At 33.3% G+C, this 23,890-nt stretch carries 23 protein-coding genes; 11 read left to right on the top strand and 12 right to left on the bottom strand.

From position 1 onward, the window contains the following. Positions 1-77 precede the first annotated feature (77 nt). The 3 genes from FLAPXU55_RS05455 (at position 78) to FLAPXU55_RS05445 (ending at position 4,094) form a co-directional block, all read left to right on the top strand. A complete protein-coding gene (locus FLAPXU55_RS05455) occupies positions 78-839 on the top strand; it encodes a sensor histidine kinase (RefSeq protein ID WP_180856890.1) in 762 nt (253 codons plus the stop codon). Further along, complete coding sequence (locus tag FLAPXU55_RS05450; protein WP_180856889.1) at positions 802-1,521, top strand: LytR/AlgR family response regulator transcription factor; 720 nt, start codon at positions 802-804, stop codon at positions 1,519-1,521. Before FLAPXU55_RS05455 ends, FLAPXU55_RS05450 begins: the two co-directional genes overlap by 38 nt. Before the next feature lie 302 nt (positions 1,522-1,823). Further along, positions 1,824-4,094 (top strand): cation:proton antiporter, encoded by a 2,271-nt coding sequence (locus FLAPXU55_RS05445; RefSeq protein ID WP_180856888.1) that lies wholly within the window; start codon positions 1,824-1,826, stop codon positions 4,092-4,094. A 363-nt stretch (positions 4,095-4,457) separates the two neighbouring features. Here the strand turns inward: FLAPXU55_RS05445 and FLAPXU55_RS05440 are convergent, their stop codons facing one another. From FLAPXU55_RS05440 to pyrH, 3 genes are all read right to left on the bottom strand, one after another. After that, a complete protein-coding gene (locus FLAPXU55_RS05440) occupies positions 4,458-6,953 on the bottom strand; it encodes a DUF5686 family protein (protein WP_180856887.1) in 2,496 nt (831 codons plus the stop codon). Between the two features lie 117 nt (positions 6,954-7,070). Then, positions 7,071-7,634: a ribosome recycling factor gene (frr, locus tag FLAPXU55_RS05435; RefSeq protein WP_053472458.1), complete on the bottom strand. Its 564-nt coding sequence runs from the start codon at positions 7,632-7,634 to the stop codon at positions 7,071-7,073. Between the two features lie 72 nt (positions 7,635-7,706). Further along, positions 7,707-8,414: a UMP kinase gene (gene pyrH, locus FLAPXU55_RS05430; protein WP_053472459.1), complete on the bottom strand. Its 708-nt coding sequence runs from the start codon at positions 8,412-8,414 to the stop codon at positions 7,707-7,709. 133 nt (positions 8,415-8,547) lie between these two features. Between pyrH and FLAPXU55_RS05425 the strand changes: the two genes are divergently transcribed. Next, positions 8,548-9,111 (top strand): SMI1/KNR4 family protein, encoded by a 564-nt coding sequence (locus FLAPXU55_RS05425; RefSeq protein ID WP_180856886.1) that lies wholly within the window; start codon positions 8,548-8,550, stop codon positions 9,109-9,111. 103 nt (positions 9,112-9,214) lie between these two features. After that, positions 9,215-9,832 carry a thioredoxin family protein gene (locus tag FLAPXU55_RS05420; protein WP_180856885.1) on the top strand — a complete coding sequence of 206 codons (618 nt, stop codon included), beginning with the start codon at positions 9,215-9,217 and terminating at the stop codon, positions 9,830-9,832. Positions 9,833-10,203: 371 nt separating this feature from the next. On the opposite strand, the gene truB is transcribed toward FLAPXU55_RS05420, so the two are convergent. The 6 genes from truB to FLAPXU55_RS05390 all read right to left on the bottom strand — a co-directional run bounded on the left by truB (position 10,204) and on the right by FLAPXU55_RS05390 (position 14,283). Further along, the gene (gene truB, locus FLAPXU55_RS05415) at positions 10,204-10,896 is read right to left on the bottom strand and encodes a tRNA pseudouridine(55) synthase TruB (protein ID WP_180856884.1); all 693 of its coding nucleotides are present in this window, start codon (positions 10,894-10,896) and stop codon (positions 10,204-10,206) included. Beyond that, the gene (locus FLAPXU55_RS05410) at positions 10,896-11,693 is read right to left on the bottom strand and encodes an undecaprenyl-diphosphate phosphatase (RefSeq protein ID WP_180856883.1); all 798 of its coding nucleotides are present in this window, start codon (positions 11,691-11,693) and stop codon (positions 10,896-10,898) included. Before FLAPXU55_RS05410 ends, truB begins: the two co-directional genes overlap by 1 nt. An 84-nt stretch (positions 11,694-11,777) precedes the next feature. Continuing rightward, positions 11,778-12,032, bottom strand: a complete 255-nt coding sequence (locus tag FLAPXU55_RS05405; RefSeq protein WP_053472463.1) for a DUF3098 domain-containing protein — start codon at positions 12,030-12,032, stop codon at positions 11,778-11,780. Between the two features lie 109 nt (positions 12,033-12,141). Next, positions 12,142-13,017, bottom strand: coding sequence for a cell division protein FtsX (locus FLAPXU55_RS05400; RefSeq protein ID WP_053472464.1), 876 nt, complete (start codon positions 13,015-13,017; stop codon positions 12,142-12,144). 438 nt (positions 13,018-13,455) lie between these two features. Next, positions 13,456-13,614, bottom strand: a complete 159-nt coding sequence (locus tag FLAPXU55_RS05395; protein ID WP_180856882.1) for a hypothetical protein — start codon at positions 13,612-13,614, stop codon at positions 13,456-13,458. A gap of 321 nt (positions 13,615-13,935) precedes the next feature. Next, positions 13,936-14,283 (bottom strand): winged helix-turn-helix domain-containing protein, encoded by a 348-nt coding sequence (locus tag FLAPXU55_RS05390; protein ID WP_180856881.1) that lies wholly within the window; start codon positions 14,281-14,283, stop codon positions 13,936-13,938. 277 nt (positions 14,284-14,560) lie between these two features. On the opposite strand from FLAPXU55_RS05390, the gene leuS reads away from it, so the two are divergent. The 5 genes from leuS to FLAPXU55_RS05365 all read left to right on the top strand — a co-directional run bounded on the left by leuS (position 14,561) and on the right by FLAPXU55_RS05365 (position 20,636). Beyond that, positions 14,561-17,425, top strand: a complete 2,865-nt coding sequence (leuS, locus tag FLAPXU55_RS05385; RefSeq protein ID WP_180856880.1) for a leucine--tRNA ligase — start codon at positions 14,561-14,563, stop codon at positions 17,423-17,425. 471 nt (positions 17,426-17,896) lie between these two features. Next, the gene (locus FLAPXU55_RS05380; protein ID WP_180856879.1) at positions 17,897-18,745 is read left to right on the top strand and encodes an alpha/beta fold hydrolase; all 849 of its coding nucleotides are present in this window, start codon (positions 17,897-17,899) and stop codon (positions 18,743-18,745) included. Position 18,746: 1 nt separating this feature from the next. Next, positions 18,747-19,220 (top strand): RNA polymerase sigma factor, encoded by a 474-nt coding sequence (locus tag FLAPXU55_RS05375; RefSeq protein WP_053472469.1) that lies wholly within the window; start codon positions 18,747-18,749, stop codon positions 19,218-19,220. Beyond that, positions 19,207-19,800 (top strand): hypothetical protein, encoded by a 594-nt coding sequence (locus tag FLAPXU55_RS05370; RefSeq protein WP_180856878.1) that lies wholly within the window; start codon positions 19,207-19,209, stop codon positions 19,798-19,800. Before FLAPXU55_RS05375 ends, FLAPXU55_RS05370 begins: the two co-directional genes overlap by 14 nt. A gap of 149 nt (positions 19,801-19,949) precedes the next feature. Further along, the gene (locus FLAPXU55_RS05365) at positions 19,950-20,636 is read left to right on the top strand and encodes a zinc metallopeptidase (protein ID WP_053472471.1); all 687 of its coding nucleotides are present in this window, start codon (positions 19,950-19,952) and stop codon (positions 20,634-20,636) included. 249 nt (positions 20,637-20,885) lie between these two features. Here FLAPXU55_RS05365 and FLAPXU55_RS05360 read toward each other — a convergent pair whose 3' ends face one another. The 3 genes from FLAPXU55_RS05360 to FLAPXU55_RS05350 form a co-directional block, all read right to left on the bottom strand. After that, the gene (locus tag FLAPXU55_RS05360; protein WP_035681816.1) at positions 20,886-21,356 is read right to left on the bottom strand and encodes an Lrp/AsnC family transcriptional regulator; all 471 of its coding nucleotides are present in this window, start codon (positions 21,354-21,356) and stop codon (positions 20,886-20,888) included. A 260-nt stretch (positions 21,357-21,616) separates the two neighbouring features. After that, complete coding sequence (locus FLAPXU55_RS05355) at positions 21,617-22,366, bottom strand: uroporphyrinogen-III synthase (protein WP_053472472.1); 750 nt, start codon at positions 22,364-22,366, stop codon at positions 21,617-21,619. Positions 22,367-22,380: 14 nt separating this feature from the next. Further along, positions 22,381-23,049 (bottom strand): DUF4271 domain-containing protein, encoded by a 669-nt coding sequence (locus FLAPXU55_RS05350; RefSeq protein WP_180856877.1) that lies wholly within the window; start codon positions 23,047-23,049, stop codon positions 22,381-22,383. A 107-nt stretch (positions 23,050-23,156) separates the two neighbouring features. Here FLAPXU55_RS05350 and FLAPXU55_RS05345 point away from each other — a divergent pair, with 107 nt between their 5' ends. Next, positions 23,157-23,882, top strand: a complete 726-nt coding sequence (locus FLAPXU55_RS05345; RefSeq protein WP_180856876.1) for a polyprenol monophosphomannose synthase — start codon at positions 23,157-23,159, stop codon at positions 23,880-23,882. The last annotated feature ends 8 nt before the right edge of the window (positions 23,883-23,890 follow it).

The raw sequence follows: 23,890 nt of genomic DNA, 5'->3' as shown, positions 1-23,890 counted from the left end.
TTCATCAAAATAATTATTTTTAATCTGTGAGAATCTGTGTAATCTGTGGCAAAAAAAACTTTAATTATCCTTAAACAATGCAGGAAAACAATACCACAACTTTTATATTTCTAGCGATTCTTTTATTGTTGATTGTCATAATTTGTTTTATGATATATCAATTAACGCAGGCAAAAAAAGCAAAAGATAATGCCGAGAAAAGTTTTTATGCGCTCGAAGCAAAAGTAAACGACTTGCAGTTAGAGAATTTAGAGTCAAAACTAAATCCGCATTTGTTTAAGAATATTTTGAATTCGATTCAGTCGCATGCATATCAAACTTATTTTGCTCTGGATAAACTGGCCAATGTGCTGGATTATATTTTATACGAAAGCAAAAAGAAATTCGTAACCGCAAAAGAAGAAATAAATTTCGCATTGAATTTAATCGAAATCAATAAAATCAAAATCAGTCCGCTTTTTGAACTGAAGATCAAAACCAATATCAACGAAGATGATAAATTGTACGATCAGCCTTTGCTGGCGCCTTTGATTTCGATTGATTTAATTGAAAATGCCTTTAAACATGCTGATCTTCAAAGTGCCGATGCTTTTATTTCGGTAGTTTTTGAATTTCGTGATAATGCTTTTTCTATGACCGTTTCAAATAAGATTTCAGATAAAAAAGTATTGAAAAAAGAGCGAAGCGGTTTTGGTCACGCCACTTTAGAACATCGTCTGCGCATTATTTACAAGAATAATTTTAAACTTGATAAATTTGTAGAGAACGATGTTTATATTGCCCACCTAAAAATAGATTTACTTGAATACAAAACTGAAATGCTTGCTTCTGGACGATGAGATTCCTGGATTAACGTACTTAAAAATGCTTTGCGAACAAATTCCTGAACTGGAAATCATAAAGACATTCAATAATCCGCAGAAACTTTTGTCTGATATTCCCGAACTCGAATTTGATTTGCTAATTTCAGATATTGAAATGCCTGGAATGGACGGACTTCATCTGGCTGAAATGGTTGGTAATAAATTAGTGATTTTTTGTACCGCCTATAAAGAATATGCCGCTGATGCTTTTAATATCGATGCGGTAGATTACATCACAAAACCGGTAAAACTGGAACGTTTGCAAAAAGCAGTTTCAAAAGCTTTAGAACGTTTTGAAAAGCCGGATGCGGCCAAAAAATTCATTCAGTTAAATACCGATAAAGGAAAAACACTGCTTTATTTTAATCAGGTTCAATACATCAAAACTGCTGTAAGTGACAGTCGCGATAAAACGGTTTTACTTGCCGACGGAAGTTTTTTAAATTTGAAAAACGTAAAATTCGATACACTTTTAAAAGAATTACCTGAAACCGATTTCTGCCGAATTAACAAAAAAGAAATCATTGCCGTAAAAGCGATAAAATTCTTCAACCACAACGAAATTGTACTGCATCACATTGAAGAAAACAATAAAAATACTACTTTAATTTTAAGCGATACTTACCGATCTGATTTTTTGAAAAAGGTAAAATTATAAGCTCTTCGACTTCGCTCAGAGTGACAGCACAGAACGTTTAAGAATAAAGTTTTAGCTATTATTTGAATTTGAAATTTCAGGATTTGGAATTTTATTTTACTGTCAGGCTGAGCGAAGTCGAAGCCCTTTTTAGTTCCATAGGCTTTTGACTTTGCTCAAGATGACAATGCTTTTTCGATGTTGCTTTTAACTTATTACAAAGTTTTTCCGACTTGTTACATACATTGAAAATTAGGTGTAAATTTACTTTTCCACTTGAAGCCCACTTCTGATATTTGCGGCAATAATTAAAAGAACGAGTTATGAATAACATTAAGAACTCCTTATTCTATGTAACCATTATTGGAGGTTTTACCGCTCTGATATATTGGGTAATTTCAAAAGGCGCTGCACTAGAAGTAGGCCGTAATATCATCAAGAAAAAAATCGAAAGTAATCATTGGAATGATTTTCTTCATTCAATGGTTGAAAACTTACAGCATCCATTAGCTATTTTACTGGCACAGATCGTGACTATTATTTTAGTGGCACGTTTGTTTGGGTGGTTTTTTAGAAAAATTGGACAGCCGTCTGTAATTGGTGAAATGATCGCCGGAATTGTTCTTGGACCGTCTTTAGTAGGGATGTATTTTCCGGAATTCTCTGCCGCTTTATTTCCAAAAGAATCTTTAGGAAACTTACAATTTTTAAGTCAGATTGGTTTAATTCTTTTCATGTTCGTTATCGGAATGGAACTGGATTTGAAAGTACTAAAAAACAAAGCACACGATGCCGTTGTTATTAGTCACGCCAGTATTGTAATTCCGTTTGCATTAGGATTAAGCTTAGCATATTATATATATCATACTTTTGCGCCGGTTGGTGTGGAGTTTGCTTCTTTCGGATTGTTTATGGGAATTGCGATGAGTATTACTGCATTTCCGGTTTTGGCCAGAATTGTGCAGGAAAGAGGTATGCAGAAAACCAAACTCGGAACCATTGCCATAACGTGTGCCGCTGCAGACGATATCACAGCTTGGTGTATCCTGGCTGTTGTAATTGCTATTGTAAAAGCAGGTTCTTTCACAAGCGCATTGTATGTGATTGGTTTAGCAATTTTGTATGTAATTATAATGTTGAAAATCGTTCGTCCGTTCCTAAAACGTGTTGGAGATTTAAATTCAACAAGAGAAAGTTTAAACAAACCAGTTGTTGCGATTTTCTTCATTACACTTTTAATTTCTGCATACGCTGCTGAATTAATCGGAATTCATGCTTTATTCGGAGCTTTTTTAGCGGGAGCAATTATGCCGGAAAATAATAAATTCAGAAATATATTTATTGAGAAAGTAGAAGATGTTGCGATAATTGTATTACTGCCATTATTCTTCGTATTTACAGGTTTGCGTACACAAATAGGTTTGCTTAATGATCCCGAATTATGGAAAATTACCGGATTAATTATAGCGGTTGCCGTAGCCGGAAAATTCTTTGGAAGCGCATTAGCAGCAAAATTTGTGGGTCAAAACTGGAAAGATAGTCTGGCTATTGGAGCCTTGATGAACACGAGAGGTTTAATGGAACTGGTTGTTTTAAATATTGGATATGATCTTGGTGTTTTATCTACAGAGATTTTTACCATTATGGTTATTATGGCATTGGTAACTACTTTTATGACAGGTCCGGCCTTAGACTTCATCGGGTTTATTTTTAAAGATAAAATTACCGCTATTCCGCAGGAAATTGGAAACAAAAGCAAATACAAAATACTGCTTTCATTTGGAACTCCTGAAAGAGGAAAAAAACTGTTGCAAATTGCCAATAGTTTAGTTAAAAAACAGCAGGATAATTCAATCGTAACGGCGATGCATTTGTCTTTAAGTACAGAAATACATTCATTTGATATAAAAGAACACGAACGTAAAATGTTAGTTCCGGTTATTGACGAATCTCATAAGCTGAATCAAAATATGGTCAGTCTGTTTAAAGTTTCTAATGATATTGATACCGATATCATTGACGCAGCGAACCAAGGAGAATATGATTTACTATTGGTTGGTTTAGGACAGTCTATTTTTGATGGAACTTTACTTGGAAAAATTCTTGGTTTTACAACCCGAATTGTAAATCCGGATCGTTTAATTGACAAGTTTACCGGAAAAGAAGGTTTGTTTGAAAATAATCCTTTTGACGAAAGAACACGTCACATTCTTGCAAAAACCAAAATGCCGGTTGGTATTTTTATTGATAAAGATCTTGAAGAAGTGAATCAGGTTTTCATGCCGATTTTTAGCCGTGAAGATGCTTTTTTAATTGATTTTGCTAAGAAATTAATCAATAATAATGGTTCGCAAATTACAGTTCTGGATGCCAGCGGAGAAGTAAAAAACACACGCGACATTCAGGAAACGATTCGTTCTATCGAACAAATTGCACCAAATCATATTATGATTATGCACGACAGAACAATCAAAAAAGATTTTCTGGATAGTCAGAACTTAATGATTATAAGTTTAGACAGCTGGAAAAAGTTGATTGAATCTCAAAGCACATGGTTGAATAATACGCCTTCGGTTTTGATTTTGAAGCCATAGGTAGTTTTAAAATTTCAATATTTAAATTCCAAATTCCAATTTTTAAGATTGGGGTTTGGGATTTTTTTATGGTATTAATTGTCTGCAGACCTTTGTCAAAGTTTTAAACTTTAACAAAGGTTAATCGTAAAGTTTATTATAGAAATCGAAATGACAAACTTTGTGTATAATTAAACTTTGTGGAGTTACGAGACGATCCTTCGACTTCGCTCAGGAAGACAAAATAGGAGAACTGCTTTGTGCTCTCATCAAAACATGTTTTCTTAATAAACTTTGCAAACTTTGCGAAAAAAAACTTTGTGACCTTTGCGGTTAAACTCGGTCTAATTGGAATTTGGAATTTTAAGATTTGGAATTTAAAATTTATAATCCCAAATCAAGAACATAAGAAATCTTAACCGCAATATTATCGTCAAATTCAGGTAATTGATTTGGACCATAACGATAGAATCCGCCGAGACCAAAACCTTTGTAGATTTTATTTAATTCAATTCCCGATTCGAAGAAACCTTTATCTAATGTTTTATAAGTTGGGCCAACATGCTGTTCTGGTTTTTCCATATTTCCCCACGCCATTCTGGTAACTAAAACTAGTGAAGGACGTACTTTTTTCATGATTTTAATTCTATCAAAACCATGTTTGATTTGGAAAAACACATATTGGCTGGAGAAAAATTCATTAAAAAACATAGTTTCAAAACTGTTTCTTCCGGCAAAAGTTATACGCTGGATAATAGTTTCCTTAGTAAGGTTATTCGGCATTGTATTATATAAATGTGTAATCGGAACATCGCCTATTGCATGACCACCTTGCAAAAGCAGACTTGTTTTTTGACCGTTTAGATATTTCTTTTCGTACTCCGTTTTGAAATCTATTTTCCCGAAACTAAAATCATTATCTAAAACATTTGGCAGCGATTGTGTATACTGAAAAGTAAATCTAGGGAATCTTTTGTCTGATTCAGTTCTACCGGTTGGAGTCTGCATAAAGTCGCTGAAAGGCGCCCAAACAATAGAAACCATTGCGGTTGTCATAATAAAACTTGAATACAACTGACCGTTGTAATTAAAAAGATAATCGAACTTAGGCTCAACATACGTTCTGGATAGTTCCAGAACAGCTTCTGTCTTCGGGATAATTTTCGTTTGCACATTTGCTTTCCAACTAGTGTATTTGTAGAAAGTACTAATGTTAATTGGTCTAGGGTCATAAATTTTAAATACACGTTTGTCAACAGCAAAAACGGTACTCGCAATTTCCCGAACATCATCTGTATATGATCCGTTTAACCAAGTGTTCGTATTTTGGTCTAATAAAACACCAGCTCCTAAATTGTATTTAACAACACCGTCTTTTGTACCGTATGCCGTATAGCCTTCAATTCTAAAATCTTTAGAAAATTTATCATTTGTAATGCCTCCAAGACCTAAACGAAAACCTTCGTAATTATTGTAACTAATAATTTTCTTTAAATCTAAATCAACAGGGCCAATTGGAATATAGCCATTAATGATTTTTCGACCTAATCCTAAACGTTTTTCAATTCTTTTATTAACGGATAAACTATCTAATAATTGATACGTTTTCTGGCTTTTTTGGTCTAAAGCTTCTTTACGGTACTGATTCCAGAATTCTTCCGGTTTTTTGCTTGCATCGTCTTTAATTTCAATATAAAGAGATGGGTTTTTTATTGGAGTTTCGGTATTGTAATGAATATCAAAATTATTACTTTCAGAAAGTAAATAGGTGAAATCTGAAGCGGCTTTTTTTCTAGGTTCAAAATCTTCGGCAACATCTCCGTCAAACTGAATCGTTCCGCCTAAAATTTTAATATCATCGTCATTTTTACCTTTTACGATTTTAAAAGTCGTATTACTTTGAAACCATACTTTTTCATTTGGCACGTAATCAAATTCGTGAATACCGCTAATATCTAAAACGCCTTTTATGCGCATTACAGCTTTTGCAATAGCGAAATTTTGCGAGTCGATATACAAAACACCTTCCAAACCTGAAGTTCTTCTTTTGTGCTTATTTTTAAAGTAAATCATAAAGGTTTCACGTCCTTTTATGTTTACGGTATCCAGTAATTTGTAATTGTAGGTTCCAAGAGCTGTGTTCGAAATAGGATTTTCGTATTTAGTTTCGAAAAGCTCATATTTGTTATCGTAAATCGAAATAGACTGTAAATTGAAAGCGATAACTTCATAAATAGGATTTTTAAAACCGGCTATTTTGGTTCCCAGAACCGTTTCTTTAAGTTTATTATTTCCGAATTGATATTGTGAAACTTTTTCGGTTTGAAATAAATGCTGTTTGCTTATTATTTCTTTGAATTTATAATCAGAGGAATCGATGTTGATTTTCTTTTTATTAAAGTCTTTATAAACGGCAGAAGAATCTATTCTCCCGTCAATTGAATCCGGATTGGCAGTAACAATAAGTTTATTATAGGTTTTATACTCAAAACTGCTTAATTTTTTCTGCGGATTATTATTGTTTTTATTGGCAATAACTTTTTTGATAATCGTTAAAGCCGGATTTTCATTAGAAACAATAACTTCTTTTAAATCATCTGTTTTTTGAGATAATGAAACAGAATAAAACTTTTTGTTTTCTACTATAGCAATAGTTTTAGTTTGAAAACCAATATAGGAAACAATAAAATTTTCGGATTGTGTAAAAGTTTTAAAAGTAAATTTCCCGTCAACATCCGTAATCGTGTTGCTATTATCAGAAGTTTTAATAGTAGCAAAGGGAAGTGGCTTGTTGTTTGAATCTGTTACAATTCCGCTTATTTGAAATTGCGCCTGAATACTAAGCGTGAAAAATAAAGTCAAAAAACAAAATAGCCTCATAGAGAATTATATAGATTCAAAAACGGAAAGAATTCAATTTTGGTATGCAAAAATAAGAATAAAAAAATCCGTCTGATAATTTTACCAGACGGATTTTTGAATTTCAGTATCAAATACTTAAACCTTCATGATTTCAGCTTCTTTTGCAGCTAATAATTCATCAATTTTTTTAATATAAGTGTTTGTTAAGTTTTGAACTTCTTCTTCTGCAGATTTACAGATATCTTCTGAAGTTCCTTCTTTTTCTAATTTTTTAATGTCAGTATTTGCGTCTTTACGAGAGTTACGAATACCAATTTTTGCATCTTCAGCTTCAGATTTAGCTTGTTTAGCCAGATCACGACGACGCTCTTCTGTTAAAGGCGGAACGCTGATAATGATAACGTCTCCGTTATTCATTGGGTTAAAGCCAATATTAGCAATTAAAATAGCTTTTTCAATGGCTTGTAACATGTTTTTTTCGAAAGGCTGCAAAGTAATTGTTCTTGCATCAGGAACACTGATTTTTGACACTTGAGAAAGTGGTGTTGCAGATCCGTAATAATCAACAAAAACACCTCCAAGCATAGCCGGAGAAGCTTTTCCTGCACGAATGTTTAGAAATTCTTTCTCTAAGTGTGCAATAGAACCGTTCATAGATTCTTCAGTACTTTCTAATATAAAATCGATTTCTTCAGTCATTTTTTTTAGTTTTCAGTTTTTCAGTCTCAGTTTTCAGTTTAAGCCGTTGCGACTGTAAACTGTTACTGGGACTTATATATTTACTACAGTTCCGATGTTTTCTCCTTCGCAGATTTTTAAAAGGTTTCCAATTTTGTTCATGTCAAAAACAACAATTGGCAATTTGTTTTCCTGGCTTAAAGTAAAAGCCGTTGTATCCATTACATTTAGTCCTTTTTTAAGAACATCATCAAACGAGATAAAATCAAATTTTACAGCCGAAGCATTTTTTTCAGGATCAGAATCATAAACACCATCAACGCGGGTTCCTTTTAAGATCACATCAGCATTGATTTCGATTCCTCTTAAAACCGCTGCAGTATCAGTTGTAAAATATGGATTTCCTGTTCCGGCACCAAAAATAACAATTCTTCCTTTTTCTAAGTGACGATCTGCTCTTCTTTTGATATATGGTTCTGCAATAGATTCCATTTTTAAAGCAGTCTGCAAACGCGTTTTCATTCCCTTGTCTTCAAGTGCACCCTGCAAAGCCATTCCGTTAATAACAGTAGCAAGCATTCCCATATAATCACCTTGTACTCGGTCCATTCCTGCGCTGGCACCGGCAACGCCTCTAAAAATATTTCCTCCTCCAATAACGATTGCAATTTCTACTCCCTTTGCATGGATCTGTTTAATTTCATCTGCATATTCGGCTAATCTTTTTGGGTCAATTCCGTATTGTAAATCACCCATTAAGGCCTCACCGCTAAGTTTTAGAAGAATTCTTTTATATTTCATGTGTGTGTCGCGTTAATTTGTGCAAATATAGACATATTCTGATTTTTAAAAATAATGTTTACAAAATAATTTTAGAATCGTTGTGTTGACTAAAATTTATAAATTTGCAAGAAAAAACTTAAATCAAGTAGAGATGTTAATATCAGGATTTGATAATAGAGATGTTGAGGAATATATAAAAAATATTCAAAATCAGTATGGCTTTGAATTTCCTATAGAATACAAAACTTTTTTATTGAAATATAATGGTGGAAAAACTCCAGAAACAAGATTTAGAATAAATAATATTTCATCTGATCTTAAGGGATTTTATGGAGTAGCAAAAGCAGATCAATTTTATAATTATAGTTTTCATTCCAATAGATTTATTGACTGCTTAAAGGATGGTTTTGTTCCAATTGGTAATAATACTTTTGGCGATTTTATTTTAATTGGGATAGGAGAAAATAATAGCGGTAAAATATTTTTTTATTATCATGATAGACCCAAGTTATATATTGAATTAACTCAAAATTTCATCCAATTTACGGAAAAGTGTAAATGCTATAAAATTGGGAAGATAAGATCAATAGAAGAAAGAATTGAAGATATGAAAGCGCTCGGGAAAGAAAGTAAAATTACTCCTGAAAAACTTAAGGGGTGGCAGGATGAAATTGATTCCTATGTAAACTTAAAACAAACTGATTTGATTATTTAAAAGTTTTAGAATTAAAATTAAATTTTGTTTAATGTGTGACAATTGTCATTTCTCCCGTCTTCCTAAATTTCGTATTTTTATTGTATCCTAAAAATGAAACAATATGAAAAGCGTTGTAGCCAAAGCATTATTCAATAGTCATTCTTATGTTGAATACAGAAAACTTGTAACCGATTTATTATCTGAAGGAAAATCGACAGGAAATCAACAATCAGAAAGTTTGACCAATTATTCTAAATTGAATGAAGCGAGAATGAATAGGCTGGAGAAAACCATAAAAATCTCTGAAGATGTCATTTCAAAACTCCAGCATCTGGATAATCATTATATCTGGCTTGTAATTTCTGAGGGCTGGTGCGGAGATGCAGCACAGATTCTTCCCATTTTAGATAAAATGGCGCATGCATCTAATAAAAAAATTGATCTTCGAATTGTACTTCGTGATGAAAACGACGAATTGATGAATCAGTATTTAACAAACGGCGGAAGAGCAATCCCAAAAGTTATTGTGATTTGTAAAGAAGCCGGAATTGTTCGCACAGATTGGGGGCCAAGACCAAAAGGCGCAGCCGAATTAATGGCTAACCATAAAAGAGACGTTGGCCCAATTGATGAAAAAATTAAAACCGATTTACAATTATGGTATCTCGCAGATAAGGGAATTTCTGTGCAGGAAGAGCTGGTCGAAATCATGGAAAAGATCAAATATAACCGACTTTAATTGTTGATTACTTTTGTAATACTTGTCTGAAACCCTTTAGTGGTAAAGTGTTGATAGTAAATGTTATAATGTTTTTAAAAAATGTAAGAAAATAGTTTTTTTATTAGAAAATTTTGTATCTTGCTATAACCAATCCCACTTCTATTATATATTTTTTGATTTACTCTTTTTATTGGTGTCTATTTTCTACTAACAATTAAAAATGCACTATTATGAAAAAGTTATTCGAAAGGTTTTATGATTTTTTCTCCAGATATTTATTCGGAGGACAAAGAAATGTTCCTCACTATTGATTAAGCAATAAGTATGGAGTAACATTATTTTAGGAGTAGGCACATTACAATATTTATATGTAATGTGCTTCTTGTTTTTTATGAAGTAAGACTTTCTTCAAACAACGTAATATCAATCGCATTTTTTACGTCATAGTCACCAATCTTTGTTCGGCGTAAAACAGTTAAATGCGAACCGGAATTCATTGCTTTTCCAAAATCGTAAGCCAGAGAGCGAATATACGTTCCTTTACTGCAAACTACTCTAAAATCAATTTCAGGCAATTCTATTCTTGTAATTTCAAATTCATGAATCGTAGTTTTTCTGCTTTCAATTTCTATAGATTCTCCGGCACGCGCATGTTCATATAAGCGAACTCCATCTTTTTTAATAGCCGAAAAAATGGGCGGTTTCTGGTCGATTTCGCCTAAAAATTGTTTCACCGTTTCGTGAATTAAAGCTTCATCAATATGTTCCGTTGGGAAAGTCTGATCGATTTCGGTTTCTAAATCATACGATGGAGTAGTGGCTCCAATATAAAATGTTCCCGTATATTCTTTTGCCTGACCCTGAAGTTCAGAAATTCTTTTGGTAAATTTTCCGGTGCAAATTAATAAAAGACCGGATGCTAACGGATCTAAAGTTCCGGCATGTCCAATTTTGAACTTTTTTGGAAGTCCGACTTTATTAATTAAAAGGTATTTTAATTTATTGACCGCTTGAAACGAACTCCATTTTAAAGGTTTGTCTATCAATAAAACCTGTCCGTTTAAATATTCTTCGGGTGTCATTATATAATGGTAAGCGGGTGAATGAAAAAGTGAATCAGCAATAAGATGATTCCGGCAAGAATTCGGTAATAACCAAAAACTTTAAAACCATTTTTAGTCAAAAATCCAATAAAGGTTTTAATAGCCAAAAGAGCCACGATAAAAGCAACTATATTTCCAATAATTAAAATATTGATCTGATCATGAGATAAGTCGAAACCTGCTTTGTAATAATCATAACATTTTTTTGCAGTTGCACCTAACATTGTTGGAACGGCAAGAAAAAACGAGAATTCGGCAGCCGTTGTTCTTGATAATTTTTGAGACATTCCGCCCACAATACTGGCGCCGCTTCGTGAAACTCCGGGAATCATCGCAATACATTGAAATAATCCAATTTTAAGAGCTTGTAAATAGGTGATTTCTTGTGAAGTTTCAGCAGTATTTGGGTTGTTGAACCATTCGTCAACTTTCAATAAAATTAATCCTCCAATTAAAAGAGAAACTGCAACTGTAACCGGATTTTCTAATAAACCATCAATAAAGTCACTTAGCAATAATCCTAAAACTACGGCCGGAATAAAAGCAACTAAAAGTTTAAAGTAAAAATCAAGCGTTTGAAAGAAACGTTTAAAGTATAAAACAACAACCGAAAGTATAGCGCCAAGCTGAATAACAATCGTGAAAAGTTTAGTGAAATCTTCGTGTGCGATTCCAAAAAAAGAAGAGGCAATAATCATGTGTCCAGTTGAAGAAACAGGTAAAAATTCTGTGATTCCCTCAATAATGGCAAGAACGATAGCTTGTAATGTGTTCATTAGAAATTTTAGATTTTAGATTTTAGATTTCAGATTCTTCCTTTCGCTGCGCTCAAAGTTTTAATTGAAATCTATAAACCTGATTTATTTAGATTTTTTGAAAATAGAATAAATCGTGATTCCAAAACCAATTAAAACAGTGGTTGGAGCTAAACGAATACGTCTAAAACTAAAAACATCCTCATTAAAAACATTCGGATTATCACTTCCACCGCCAGACATTAAAATAAATCCTAATGCAATAACGCCAATACCAACTAATAAAATTTTGTAATTGATACCGTCAAAAAGGAATTCCTGTTTTTGCTGTTGTTCTTCTTTAATATTGTTGTTCTTCATTTTTTATATTTTGTTGCCCTGAATAATCAAGGACATTTTTATTTATTTGTCAGCCTGAGCGAAGTCGAAGGCTTTTTCAAATCTAAAATCTGCAATCTAAAATCTAAAATTAATAAAGATCGTCAGTTCTTAAATTAAGGAAACGCTGTGTTGCAAAGTGTGTGCTTACCCAGGTAATTAAAACCCCTAATCCGAAAACGGCCAATAAAACCAATCCAATTAAAGCTTTATCTTCTAAAATTCCTAAACCAGGGAAATTAGTTTCTACATAGAATAAAAGTCCAATTAAGGCAATAATTGCCAATAAAGCACCAAGCATTCCTAATTTTACACTGCGTGTTACAAAAGGTTTACGTATAAACGATTTTGTAGCACCAACCATTTGCATGGTTTTAATAATAAAACGGTTGGAATGGATTGATAAACGAAGGGAACTATTGATTAATAAAACAGCAATTACAGTAAGGAAACCGCTGATAATCAAAATCCACATACTTACTTTTTTAATATTGTCGTTTACCAGATTTACTAATTGTTTGTCGTAAACAATGTCTTCAATCATGGTGTTTTGACGTAATGCACTTTCGATTTTAGAAATACTGTCCCTTTCAACATAATCAGCTTTTAAGTGAATGTCGTATGAATTCAATAATGGATTTTCGCCCAAAAATGTCAGGAAGTCTTCTCCAATAATATCAGTATGTTCTTTTGCTGCTTTTTCTTTGGTTACATAAACATAAGAAAGCGCAAAAGGAGCTCTTTTTAATTCTGAATCAAATGCCTTGATAATACTGTCATTCGCTTCGTTTTTAAAGAAAACCGTCATGGCGATTTTTTCTTTAAAATCATCTGCTAGTTTTTTAGAATTGATAATGAATAATCCCAGTACTCCCAAAAGGAATAAAACCAAGAATACACTTAATACAACCGAAAAATAAGAGGAAATTAACCTGCGTTTTTGAAATTTATCAAAATTAGAACTCATAGATACTTAAATTATGTGGTAAAAATAATAAAGAATTTCTTTATTTAAAGTTAATAACAAACTTTTATACTATAAATGTACGATTTGATATTGAATAAAAGTTTTTATTTAACCGCAAAGTGCGCAAGGTTTTCGCAAGGTTCGCAAAGTTAAAAGAGAATAGCCACAGATTAAAGCATTAAAATGATTTCAAAATCTGTGTGAATCCTTTTAATCTGTGGCTAAAAAATAGTAACGCAAAGTTCACAAAGTTATTTTAAAGGTATTGTTTTATAAAAATACAAAGTTCGCAAAGCTTTGTGTTGATAAGCTTTGTGAATAGTCACAGATTAAAAGGATTCACACAGATTAAAAAAATCCTTTTAATCTGTGGCAAAAAAAAAGCAAAGTTCGCTAAGCTTTATGAACACAAAGCTTAGCGAACTTTGCGGTTAAATATTAAATTTTGCTGGTTTCCCAAACTAAAGATAAATAATACAATCCGCCAATTGACGGCCCGCCAAGAATTGAAGTATAAGGTTTATTTAAAATATTTGTTCCGCCTAATTTTGTAGTAAGACCGGTTTTTTTGAAATTATAATTGATTTGTGCATCCATTGACCAATAAGCAGGAACAGTCCCGCTGACTAAAAAAGAAACATAATCAAAATTGTTTTGATAACGCGCTGTAGCACTTGTACTAAGATTTTTCCAGACGTTTTGGGCCAGTAAAGTTCCGTTGACATTAAATTCCGGCGTGTTGACACCATCTTCTAAACTATCTTTATCGTCAGTTCGGTCGAGTTTTGGGTTTTATTAATCTCGCAAAGACGCAAAGGCGCAAAGTTTTTTTTCTTTTTTAAGATTAAAAATTATTCTCTTTGCGACTTAGCGTCTTTGCGAGATTAAAAATAAACTCTGCGAATTGATTTCTTTAAATTAAAATTTCAGATTTTGAGTTTCCTTTTCAGCAAAATCTTTGATGCGTTTTTCGAGTTCGTAAAAAATGGTTATCGCTCTTTCTCCGGCTTCTGTCAATCTTGCGCCGCCGCCGCCTTTTCCGCCCAATAGTTTTTCAACAAGCGGACTTTCGGCACGCTGATTCATTTCTTCAACTAATTGCCAGGCTTGTCGATACGCCATTTTCATTTCTTTCGCAGCATTTGTAATTGAACCTGTTTTTCGAATATTTTCTAAAAGCCAGATTTTACCAATGCCAAGAAAGGCGCCTTCAGTTTCTTCAATCCAAACCCGAACTTCAATAGAATATTTTTTGCCGTTACTCATTCTGAATTTTAATTATTGACTTTGTAAAAATAATTGTTTTGATGTAAAAATATTCTTCTAAAACACTAATTTTTGAATGAGTAAAATATTTTGTCTACGTAATTTAAATACAAACATAAGTATTTTTACTTAATTTAAAATAAGTATTTTGTTATTTTATTTGTTTGTCAATGAAATAGCTTTGGTACAATGCGCAATAAATGTAAATTTGCGCCTAATAATTAATTTAGTGAAAAGCCTTAGAACCTTAGTAACTTAGAATCTTAGTCACTTAGAAATGAAGTACAATCCAAACGAAATTGACGCCAAATGGCAAAAATATTGGGCAGAAAATCAAACTTTTGCAGCAAAAAATAACTCTGAAAAACCTAAACATTATGTTCTCGATATGTTTCCTTATCCATCTGGAGCAGGATTACACGTTGGGCACCCACTGGGTTACATAGCTTCAGATGTGTATTCTCGTTTCAAAAGACACCAGGGCTTCAATGTTTTGCACCCAATGGGTTACGACAGTTTCGGATTGCCGGCAGAACAATATGCAATCCAGACAGGACAGCGTCCTGAAGATACAACACGCGTAAATATTGACGGTGGTGTAGATAAAGAAGGAAAGCAGATTGCCGGATACAGAAAACAATTAGATAAAATAGGATTCTCTTTTGACTGGAGCCGTGAAGTACGAACTTCAAATCCTGATTATTACAAACATACACAATGGATTTTTATCCAATTGTTCAATTCTTGGTACTGCAGAAAACAAGGACAGGCGTTTGAAATTTCAGAGCTTGTAAAAGTTTTTGAAGAAAGCGGAAATGCATTGGTTGAAGCAGTTTGCGACGATAATGTTGCGATTTTTACTTCGGAAGAATGGAATTCTTATTCTGAAGATCAAAAAGAAAAAATCCTTTTGCAATACAGAATGACGTATTTGGCAGAAACAGAAGTAAACTGGTGTCCTGGTTTAGGAACTGTTTTGGCAAACGACGAAATTGTAAACGGAGTTTCTGAGCGTGGAGGTTTTCCTGTTATAAGAAAAAAAATGACACAATGGAGTATGCGAATTTCTGCTTATGCAGAACGTTTGCTTCAAGGTTTAAACGATATTGACTGGAGCGAGTCTATCAAAGAATCTCAAAGAAACTGGATCGGGAAATCGGTTGGTGCTTTGGTAACTTTTAATGTGAAAAATCACGATGAAGTAATCGAAGTTTTCACCACTCGTCCTGATACTATTTTTGGAGTTACTTTTATGACTTTGGCACCCGAACATGATTTGGTTGCTAAAATTACAACTCCAGAGCAAAAAGCTGCAGTTGAAGCGTATATCGAAAAAACAGCAAAACGTTCTGAGCGTGAGCGTATGGCCGATGTAAAAACAATTTCGGGAGTATTTACAGGAGCTTATGCAGAACATCCTTTTACAAAAGAAGCCATTCCGGTTTGGATTGGTGATTATGTTTTGGCTGGTTACGGAACAGGTGCTGTTATGGCGGTTCCTTGCGGAGACGAAAGAGATTATGCTTTTGCAAATTTCTTTAAAGGTCAAAACGGAATGCAGGAAATCAAAAATATCTTCGCTAATGTTGATATTTCTGAAGGTGCTTACGGATCAAAAGACAATGTTGAAATCGCAGCTTCGGATTTCTTAAACGGATTAAATTATAAAGACGCAACAGCAAAAGCGATTTATAAACTTGAAGAAATTGGGCAGGGAACAGGAAAAACAAATTACCGTTTGCGTGATGCAGTTTTCTCTCGTCAGCGTTATTGGGGTGAACCGTTCCCAGTTTATTATGTAAACGGATTACCTAAAATGATTGATACGCAGCATTTGCCAATTATTTTACCGGAAGTTGAGAAATATTTACCAACAGAAGACGGTTTGCCTCCATTAGGAAATGCAGCAGTTTGGGCTTGGGATACAAAACAAAATAAAGTTGTCGATACTGATTTAGTTGACAATGTTTTAGTTTTTCCTCTTGAATTAAACACTATGCCGGGTTGGGCGGGAAGTTCATGGTACTGGATGCGTTATATGGATGCACACAACGAAAATGAATTTGCAAGTAAAGAAGCTCTAGCTTACTGGGAAAGTGTTGATTTATACATTGGAGGAAGTGAACACGCAACTGGACATTTATTGTATTCTCGTTTCTGGAATAAATTCTTAAAAGACAAAGGTTTCGCTCCAACCGAAGAACCATTCAAAAAACTGATTAATCAGGGAATGATTTTGGGGACTAGTGCTTTTGTTTACAGATTAGAAGGAACAAATACTTTTGTTTCTAAAAATAAAATCGGAGATCAAAAAGTACAGCCAATTCATGCTGATGTTTCAATGGTAAATTCTTCTGATGAATTAGATGTTGAAAAATTTAAAGCTTGGAGAGAAGATTATGCTGATGCAGAATTTATTTTAGACGAAAACGGAAAATACATTGTTGGTCGTGAAGTCGAAAAAATGTCGAAATCAAAATACAATGTGGTAACGCCAGATGATATTTGTGCGGAATATGGTGCTGATACATTACGTTTATACGAAATGTTCTTAGGTCCGTTAGAGCAGGCAAAACCTTGGAATACTGCTGGAATTTCGGGAGTTTTTGGTTTCTTGAAAAAACTATGGAGATTGTATTTTGATGATAACGGTTTAATCGTAAACAACGACGAACCAACAAAAGACAACTTGAAATCATTGCATAAAACCATCAAAAAAGTAGCAGAAGATATCGAGAATTTCTCTTTCAATACTTCGGTTTCTCAATTTATGATTTGTGTAAACGAATTGTCTTCTCAAAATTGTCATTCAAGAGCAATTTTAGAACCATTAGCAATTTTGGTTTCGCCTTATGCACCGCATATCGCAGAAGAATTGTGGTCGCAGTTAGGACATACAACTTCAATTTCTGAAGTGTCGTTCCCAATTTTTGATGCAAAACATTTAGTTGAAACGAATAAAGAATATCCAGTTTCTTTTAACGGAAAAATGCGTTTCACAATCGAATTGCCTTTGGATTTAACCAAAGAACAAATTGAAGAAATCGTAATGAAAGACGAAAGAACACAAAAACAATTAGACGGAAGAACTCCGAATAAAGTGATCATTGTTCCTGGAAAAATCATCAACCTTGTAGGTTAATTTTAAAATTGCTTCGCCTATTCGCTATCGCTCGAGTCCAATATAAAAATCCCAAATTCCAATTTTACGATTGGAGTTTGGGATTTTTTTTACATCTTGTTTTGTCAGTCTGAGCGAAGTCGAAGACCACGCACGTAACTCTATAAAGATTGTCAATTTATTTGCGGAGCTTCTTGCGCGGTCTTCGACTTCGCTCAGACTGACAATGCGTAAAGTTTGTCATCCTTAGTTTCTCAGTATGACACGATTGTGGAAAAAGCTTTGTGACCTTCTCCGATAACTATCGGAATTACAAACAAAAAAACTTCCAAACTTTGCGAAAAACCTTAGCGCACTTTGCGCTACAAAACCCGCACAAACATTGGAATTTGGAATTTTTTTATTGAAATTTTCATTTTCGTTGTAACATTTTAATAGTTCACGTATCAAAAGCATGGATCCGATTAAATTAACAATTTAAAACTATTAAAAATGAAAAAGTATATCATCTTAATTATCGCATTCTTATTCTCTGCATTATGTCTAAATGTTTTTGCACAAACAAAATCATATCCTTTTGAAGTTCTTAAAACCGGAAAAGGAAAACAATCGATTATATTTATTCCCGGATTTGCTTCTTCTGGCGAAGTTTGGAACGAAACCAAAACTGCATTCGAAAAAGATTTTACCTGTTATACACTTACAATGGCCGGATTTGCCGGAGCAGAACCGCAGCCAAATCCTTCATTCGAAAATTGGAAAACAGGAATAGCCAATTACATCAAAGAAAATAAAATACAAAAACCAATTATAATCGGTCATAGTATGGGCGGCGGACTGGCGCTTGCCATCGCTGCAGATTATCCGGAATTAATTGGTAAGATTGTCGTTGTTGATGCCTTGCCTTGTTTGGCCGCTTTAACCGATCCTTCTTTTAAATCAAAAGAAAATAACGATTGTTCAGCAACAGTAAATCAAATGACGGCAATGACTGAAACGCAGTTTTATGATATGCAGAAACAAACCATGCCGAGACTTTTGCAGGATACTTCAAAACTAGAAACGGTTATCGGTTGGAGTGTAAAATCAGATAGAAAAACCTTTGCTCAAATGTATTGCGATTTCTTTAATACTGATTTGAGAGATAAGATTTCGACGATAAAATGTCCGTCGCTAATTTTATTAGAATCTTATTTTATAAATTTAAAACCGGCAATCGAAGGGCAGTATAAAAACTTAAAAACAGCTAATTTTCAATATGCTAATAAAGGTTTACATTTCATAATGTACGATGATACAGAATGGTATTTGACACAATTAAACACTTTTTTAAAATCTTAAAATGGAATTCGAAGAAATCTACAAAACATATTGGGATAGAATTTTCAGGCTTTGCATGGGATTTGTGAATGATTATGATGCCGCACAGGATTTAGCTCAGGAAACCTTTATAATTGTCTGGCAAAAGCTGGAAACCTTTAGAAACGAATCTTCTATTGGAACCTGGATATTTAGAATTGCGTCTAATAATTGTCTTCGGCAGATAGAAAAGCAAAAACGCTTTCCAAAATCAGAACTGCCAATTCATCTTTCAGAAGAAAAACAAACTTCATTAGAACCTCAAATTCAGTTTTTATATAAATGTATTGCTGAACTGCCCGAAACGGAACGTATCATTATCTCATTAGAATTAGAAGATGTCAGGCAGGCAGAAATCGCTAAAATTATTGGACTTTCTGAAGCCAATGTGCGAGTGAAAATTCACAGAATAAAAGAAAAACTGACTCAAAAATTTAAAGAAAATGGACAACGATAACAATATAGATTTTAAAGATTTATGGAAAAAACAATCCGTAAGTCAGCCTGATATGCAGGATTTGCTGGCGCGGGTAAATAAATTTAAAAGGGCAGGCTTAAGAAGTTTGTGGATTACTAATATGCTGCTTTTTGCAACAACTGCGTTTATTGTTTTTGTCTGGATTTATTATCAGCCGCAATTTATTTCGACTAAAATAGGAATCATCGTGACGATTCTGGCAATGATGATTTATTTATTTGTTTACAATAAATTATTAAGCACCTATAAAAGCATTGAAACAACACAAACCAATCAGGAATACCTTCAAAATTTAATTCTGATTAAAAAGAAACAACAATTTTTACAAACCACAATGATGCGTTTTTATTTTGCAACGCTTACGTTTGGAATCTGTTTATACATGTATGAATACGCCAGCAGAATGACTTTTTTAGGAGCAAGTCTGGCTTATGGACTAACATTATTATGGATGGCGGTTAATTGGTTTTTTATTCTTCCAAAACAAATCAAAAAACAGCAGTTTAAAATAAACAGCCTGATTGAGAAATTTGAAGAAATAAATAAGCAATTGTTATAGAGATAGATTGTAGCGACGCACAGCAGTGCGTCTTTTTTATTTAGATATGGTTTTTTGTCTGAAAAAATGCCAAAATGACATTTTGTTAAAATGGTTCATAATTTGCAGTTTGTTTTGTAAATTTAAATTCAATCAAAAAAGATAAAGATATGGGAGGTGAATATTTAATACTTGCCGGAGCGATAATGTTGTTTAGCTGGATGGTAAGTTCAAAACTTAAAAGTAAATTTGAATTGTATTCTAAACTGCAATTACGAAACGGAATGAGCGGCGCAGAAATAGCTGAAAAAATGCTTGCTGATAATGGAATTAGAGATGTTCGTGTTATTTCGACTCCGGGTCAGTTAACAGATCATTACAATCCGTCAGATAAAACAGTAAACTTAAGTGAAGCAGTTTATAATCATCGAAATGCAGCCGCTGCGGCAGTTGCGGCTCACGAATGCGGACATGCTGTTCAGCATGCTATTGGTTATGAATGGTTAACGATGCGTTCTAAATTAGTGCCAATTGTAAACGTAGCCTCAAGCTATATGCAGTGGGTTTTATTAGCCGGAATTTTAATGATCAGAACTTTTCCGCAATTGTTATTAGTGGGGATTATAATTTTTGCTGTAACAACATTGTTTTCGATTATTACACTACCGGTAGAATATGATGCGAGTAACAGAGCGTTAGCATGGCTTGAAAATAAACACATGTTAACACAAGAAGAACAAGCTGGTGCAAAAGATGCCTTAAAATGGGCTGCAAGAACGTATGTTGTTGCCGCACTTGGATCGATTGCAACTTTATTGTACTATATCTCAATTTATTCCGGAAGCAGAAGGAATTAATAATTTTAAATTTCAATATAAAAATTCCAAATTCCAAATTTGGTGTAAAAAAGACAAAACCCGACAGATTAAAACCTGTCGGGTTTTGTTTTTGCATATCTATATAAATTAAACTGGACTGAAGTCCAGCCCTACAACATAATATGTTCCTTCGGAACGACTAAAGAGCCTTGGCTCGATCCATATTGTAGAGCTGGACTTCAGTCCAGTTTAGAATAATAAATCAAAAAATTGTCACATTCTCTAATTTTACAATTGAATCTGTCTGTCAATTTGCTGATCAAGCGAGATAAACGTTTCCGTTCTTGAAACACCTTCAATGGCCTGAATTTTAGTATTTAAAAGCTGCATTAAATGTTCGTTATCACGACAGATAATTTTAATTAAAACCGACCAGTTTCCGGTTGTATAATGACATTCCAAAACTTCGGGTATTTTTTTTAAATCTTTTACAGCTTCTGAGTTTCGGGAAGCTTTATCAAGATAAACTCCCACGAACGCCATAGTATTGTAACCTAAAACTTTTGGATTTACAGTAAACTTCGATCCTGAAATAACACCGGACTGTTCCAGTTTTTTTAAACGCTGATGAATCGCAGCTCCCGAAATGCCAATTTTATTAGCAATTTGTAAAATAGGTTTTCGGGCATCGTCCATAAGATATCGAAGGATTTCTTTGTCGATACCGTCAATTTCGATTAAAAGGGAGTTGATTTTCATAACTTATAATTTGAAACTATTTATTGTGATTTGGGTTTAGAATAGAAATCAAATGTAGTTAAAAGGAAGGAAAAATAAAATTCCAATTTTTAAATTCCAAATTCCAAATGGGGATTAAAAAATCAAATTCAAAACATAGCCGGTGGTTTCAACCACGGGAAACGAAAGGAGATAAAGAATTGATTAAAAACAAAAATTCCAAATACCAACATAAAAATTGGAATTTGGAATTTTAAAAATTTGAATATTTTAAAAAAGGATTATTTTCCTTTGTTTGCTTCTGCAATATATTTTTCTAAAGCCATTGTCATAGAAGGCGTTTCAGGAGTTGGAGCAAGAATATCAATTCTTAAACCATGATCTAAAGCTTCTTTTTGAGTTGTGCTTCCAAATACAGCGATTCTGGTGTTGTTTTGTTGAAAATCCGGGAAGTTTTTAAATAAAGATTTAATTCCTGTTGGACTAAAAAACGCTAAAACATCATAATAAACATCAGCAAGATCAGACAAGTCGCTCATTACAGTTCTGTAAAAAATAGCTTGAGCCCAGTCTACTTTCAGGCCGTTTAATGTTATAGGAGCATCAGCATTTAACTGGTCAGATGCAGGAAGCAAAAACTTCTCGTCTTTGTACTTTTTGATAAGAGGAGATAAATCTGCAAAATCTTTTGCCCCAACGTAAATTTTACGTTTTCTGTACACAACATACTTTTGAAGATAAAACGCTACTGCTTCAGATTGACAAAAATATTTCAATCCTTCAGGAACTTTGTAACGCATTTCATCAGCCACTCTAAAAAAATGATCTACAGCATTTCGACTTGTTAAAATGATCGCAGTGTAATGATTAAGATCGATTTTTTGTAATCGGATCTCTTTTGCGCTAACCCCTTCCACATGAATAAATGGTCTGAAATCAATTTTTATTTTGTGTTTTTGTTGGAGCTCAAAGTAAGGAGAATTCTCCACTTTAGGTTCAGGCTGTGACACCAAAATTGTTTTCACTTTCATATTATAAACATTTTCTAAGCACTCCCTTTTGTTATCCAATAATAAAGAAAATAATAAGGCGCTATTTCAAGAGCGCAAAGATATAAAATAAAATAAAATAACTTACCGATTATTACGTTTTGATATGTTTTAATTGAAATAAAATAAGAGTATAGACTGATACACAGTGAAATGCCTATCGTTACTAGCGGTACAATCGTTGAAATATTATCATAATAAAACAAAATTGCATTGATTGGAAGGATTAAAACGCCAATATAAGTTCTGTAAGTAACTTTTTGCAAATTAAAAAGCTCCACAAAGTCGTCAATGTTGAATGCTGCAGCTACAATTTTCTCAATTAAATATTTAGCCAGAATAAAATAAAGCAGGAAAGTTGCAATCTGAATAAACAAAATATAATCCGTTTTTGAGGCTTTATCATAAATGTTCATCGTTAGCAAAATAAAAAAGGCAAACGAAATAACCTGCACAAAAAATAAACCAACCGTAAAGATGCTTTTCATGTGGCTGTTATCCCGATAAATTTTTGCATACTTATCTGAAAAAATAAGCTTACTAAATTCTGAAAAACGAGTTTCATAAGCAGATTTTGTCATGGCGACAACAGCAAACGTCAGGACAAACAAAGCTGTTGCCCAGTCTTTGTTTTCAATAATTCGTGGATGAAGGTGTTCAATCATAGCGTGACAAAATTAGTAATTTTTTGTATCAATAGTTTTATTATGTATTTATTATGAACCAAATGCTATAAAAAGTTTACTTTTGCGGTGAAATTACCGAGAAAAAAATGAGTGATAGTATTGTCATAATCCCTACTTATAACGAAATTGAAAACATAGAAAGTATAGTGAGAGCTGTACTTTCGCAGCATAAATCTTTTCACCTGCTAATAATCGACGATAATTCGCCGGACCATACCGCCGATAAAGTTATTGCATTGCAGGAAGAATATCCGGGAAGATTATTTCTTGAAAAAAGAGCTAAAAAAGCCGGTTTAGGAACCGCTTATGTTCATGGTTTTAAATGGTCATTAGAACATAAATATGATTTTATTTTTGAAATGGATGCCGATTTTTCACATAACCCAAATGACCTTGAAAAATTATACGATGCCTGCCACTTCGGAGGTGCGGATTTAGCCATTGGATCGCGTTATGTTACAGGTGTAAATGTGGTAAACTGGCCTTTAAGCCGTGTTTTAATGTCCTATTTTGCATCAATTTATGTGAAATTTATAACCGGAATGAAAATTCACGATGCAACTGCCGGTTTTGTTTGTTATAAAAGAGAAGTTTTAGAGAAAATTAATCTAAACAAAATAAAGTTTGTTGGATATGCGTTTCAAATCGAAATGAAGTACAGAACTTATTGTGCTAAATTTGAAATAAAAGAAGTGCCTATTATTTTTACAGACAGAACAAAAGGAGTTTCAAAAATGAGTAACGCTATTATTAAGGAAGCAATTCTGGGTGTGATTTCTCTTCGCTTAAAAAAATTAGTCAATACATTATAAGATAGAAC

Origin of the sequence: Flavobacterium panici (assembly GCF_903819335.1) — a bacterium.
Classification (GTDB): domain Bacteria; phylum Bacteroidota; class Bacteroidia; order Flavobacteriales; family Flavobacteriaceae; genus Flavobacterium; species Flavobacterium panici.
The sequence above is the reverse complement of the archived record's forward strand: the minus strand, read 5'-3'. Positions and strand labels throughout refer to the sequence as shown.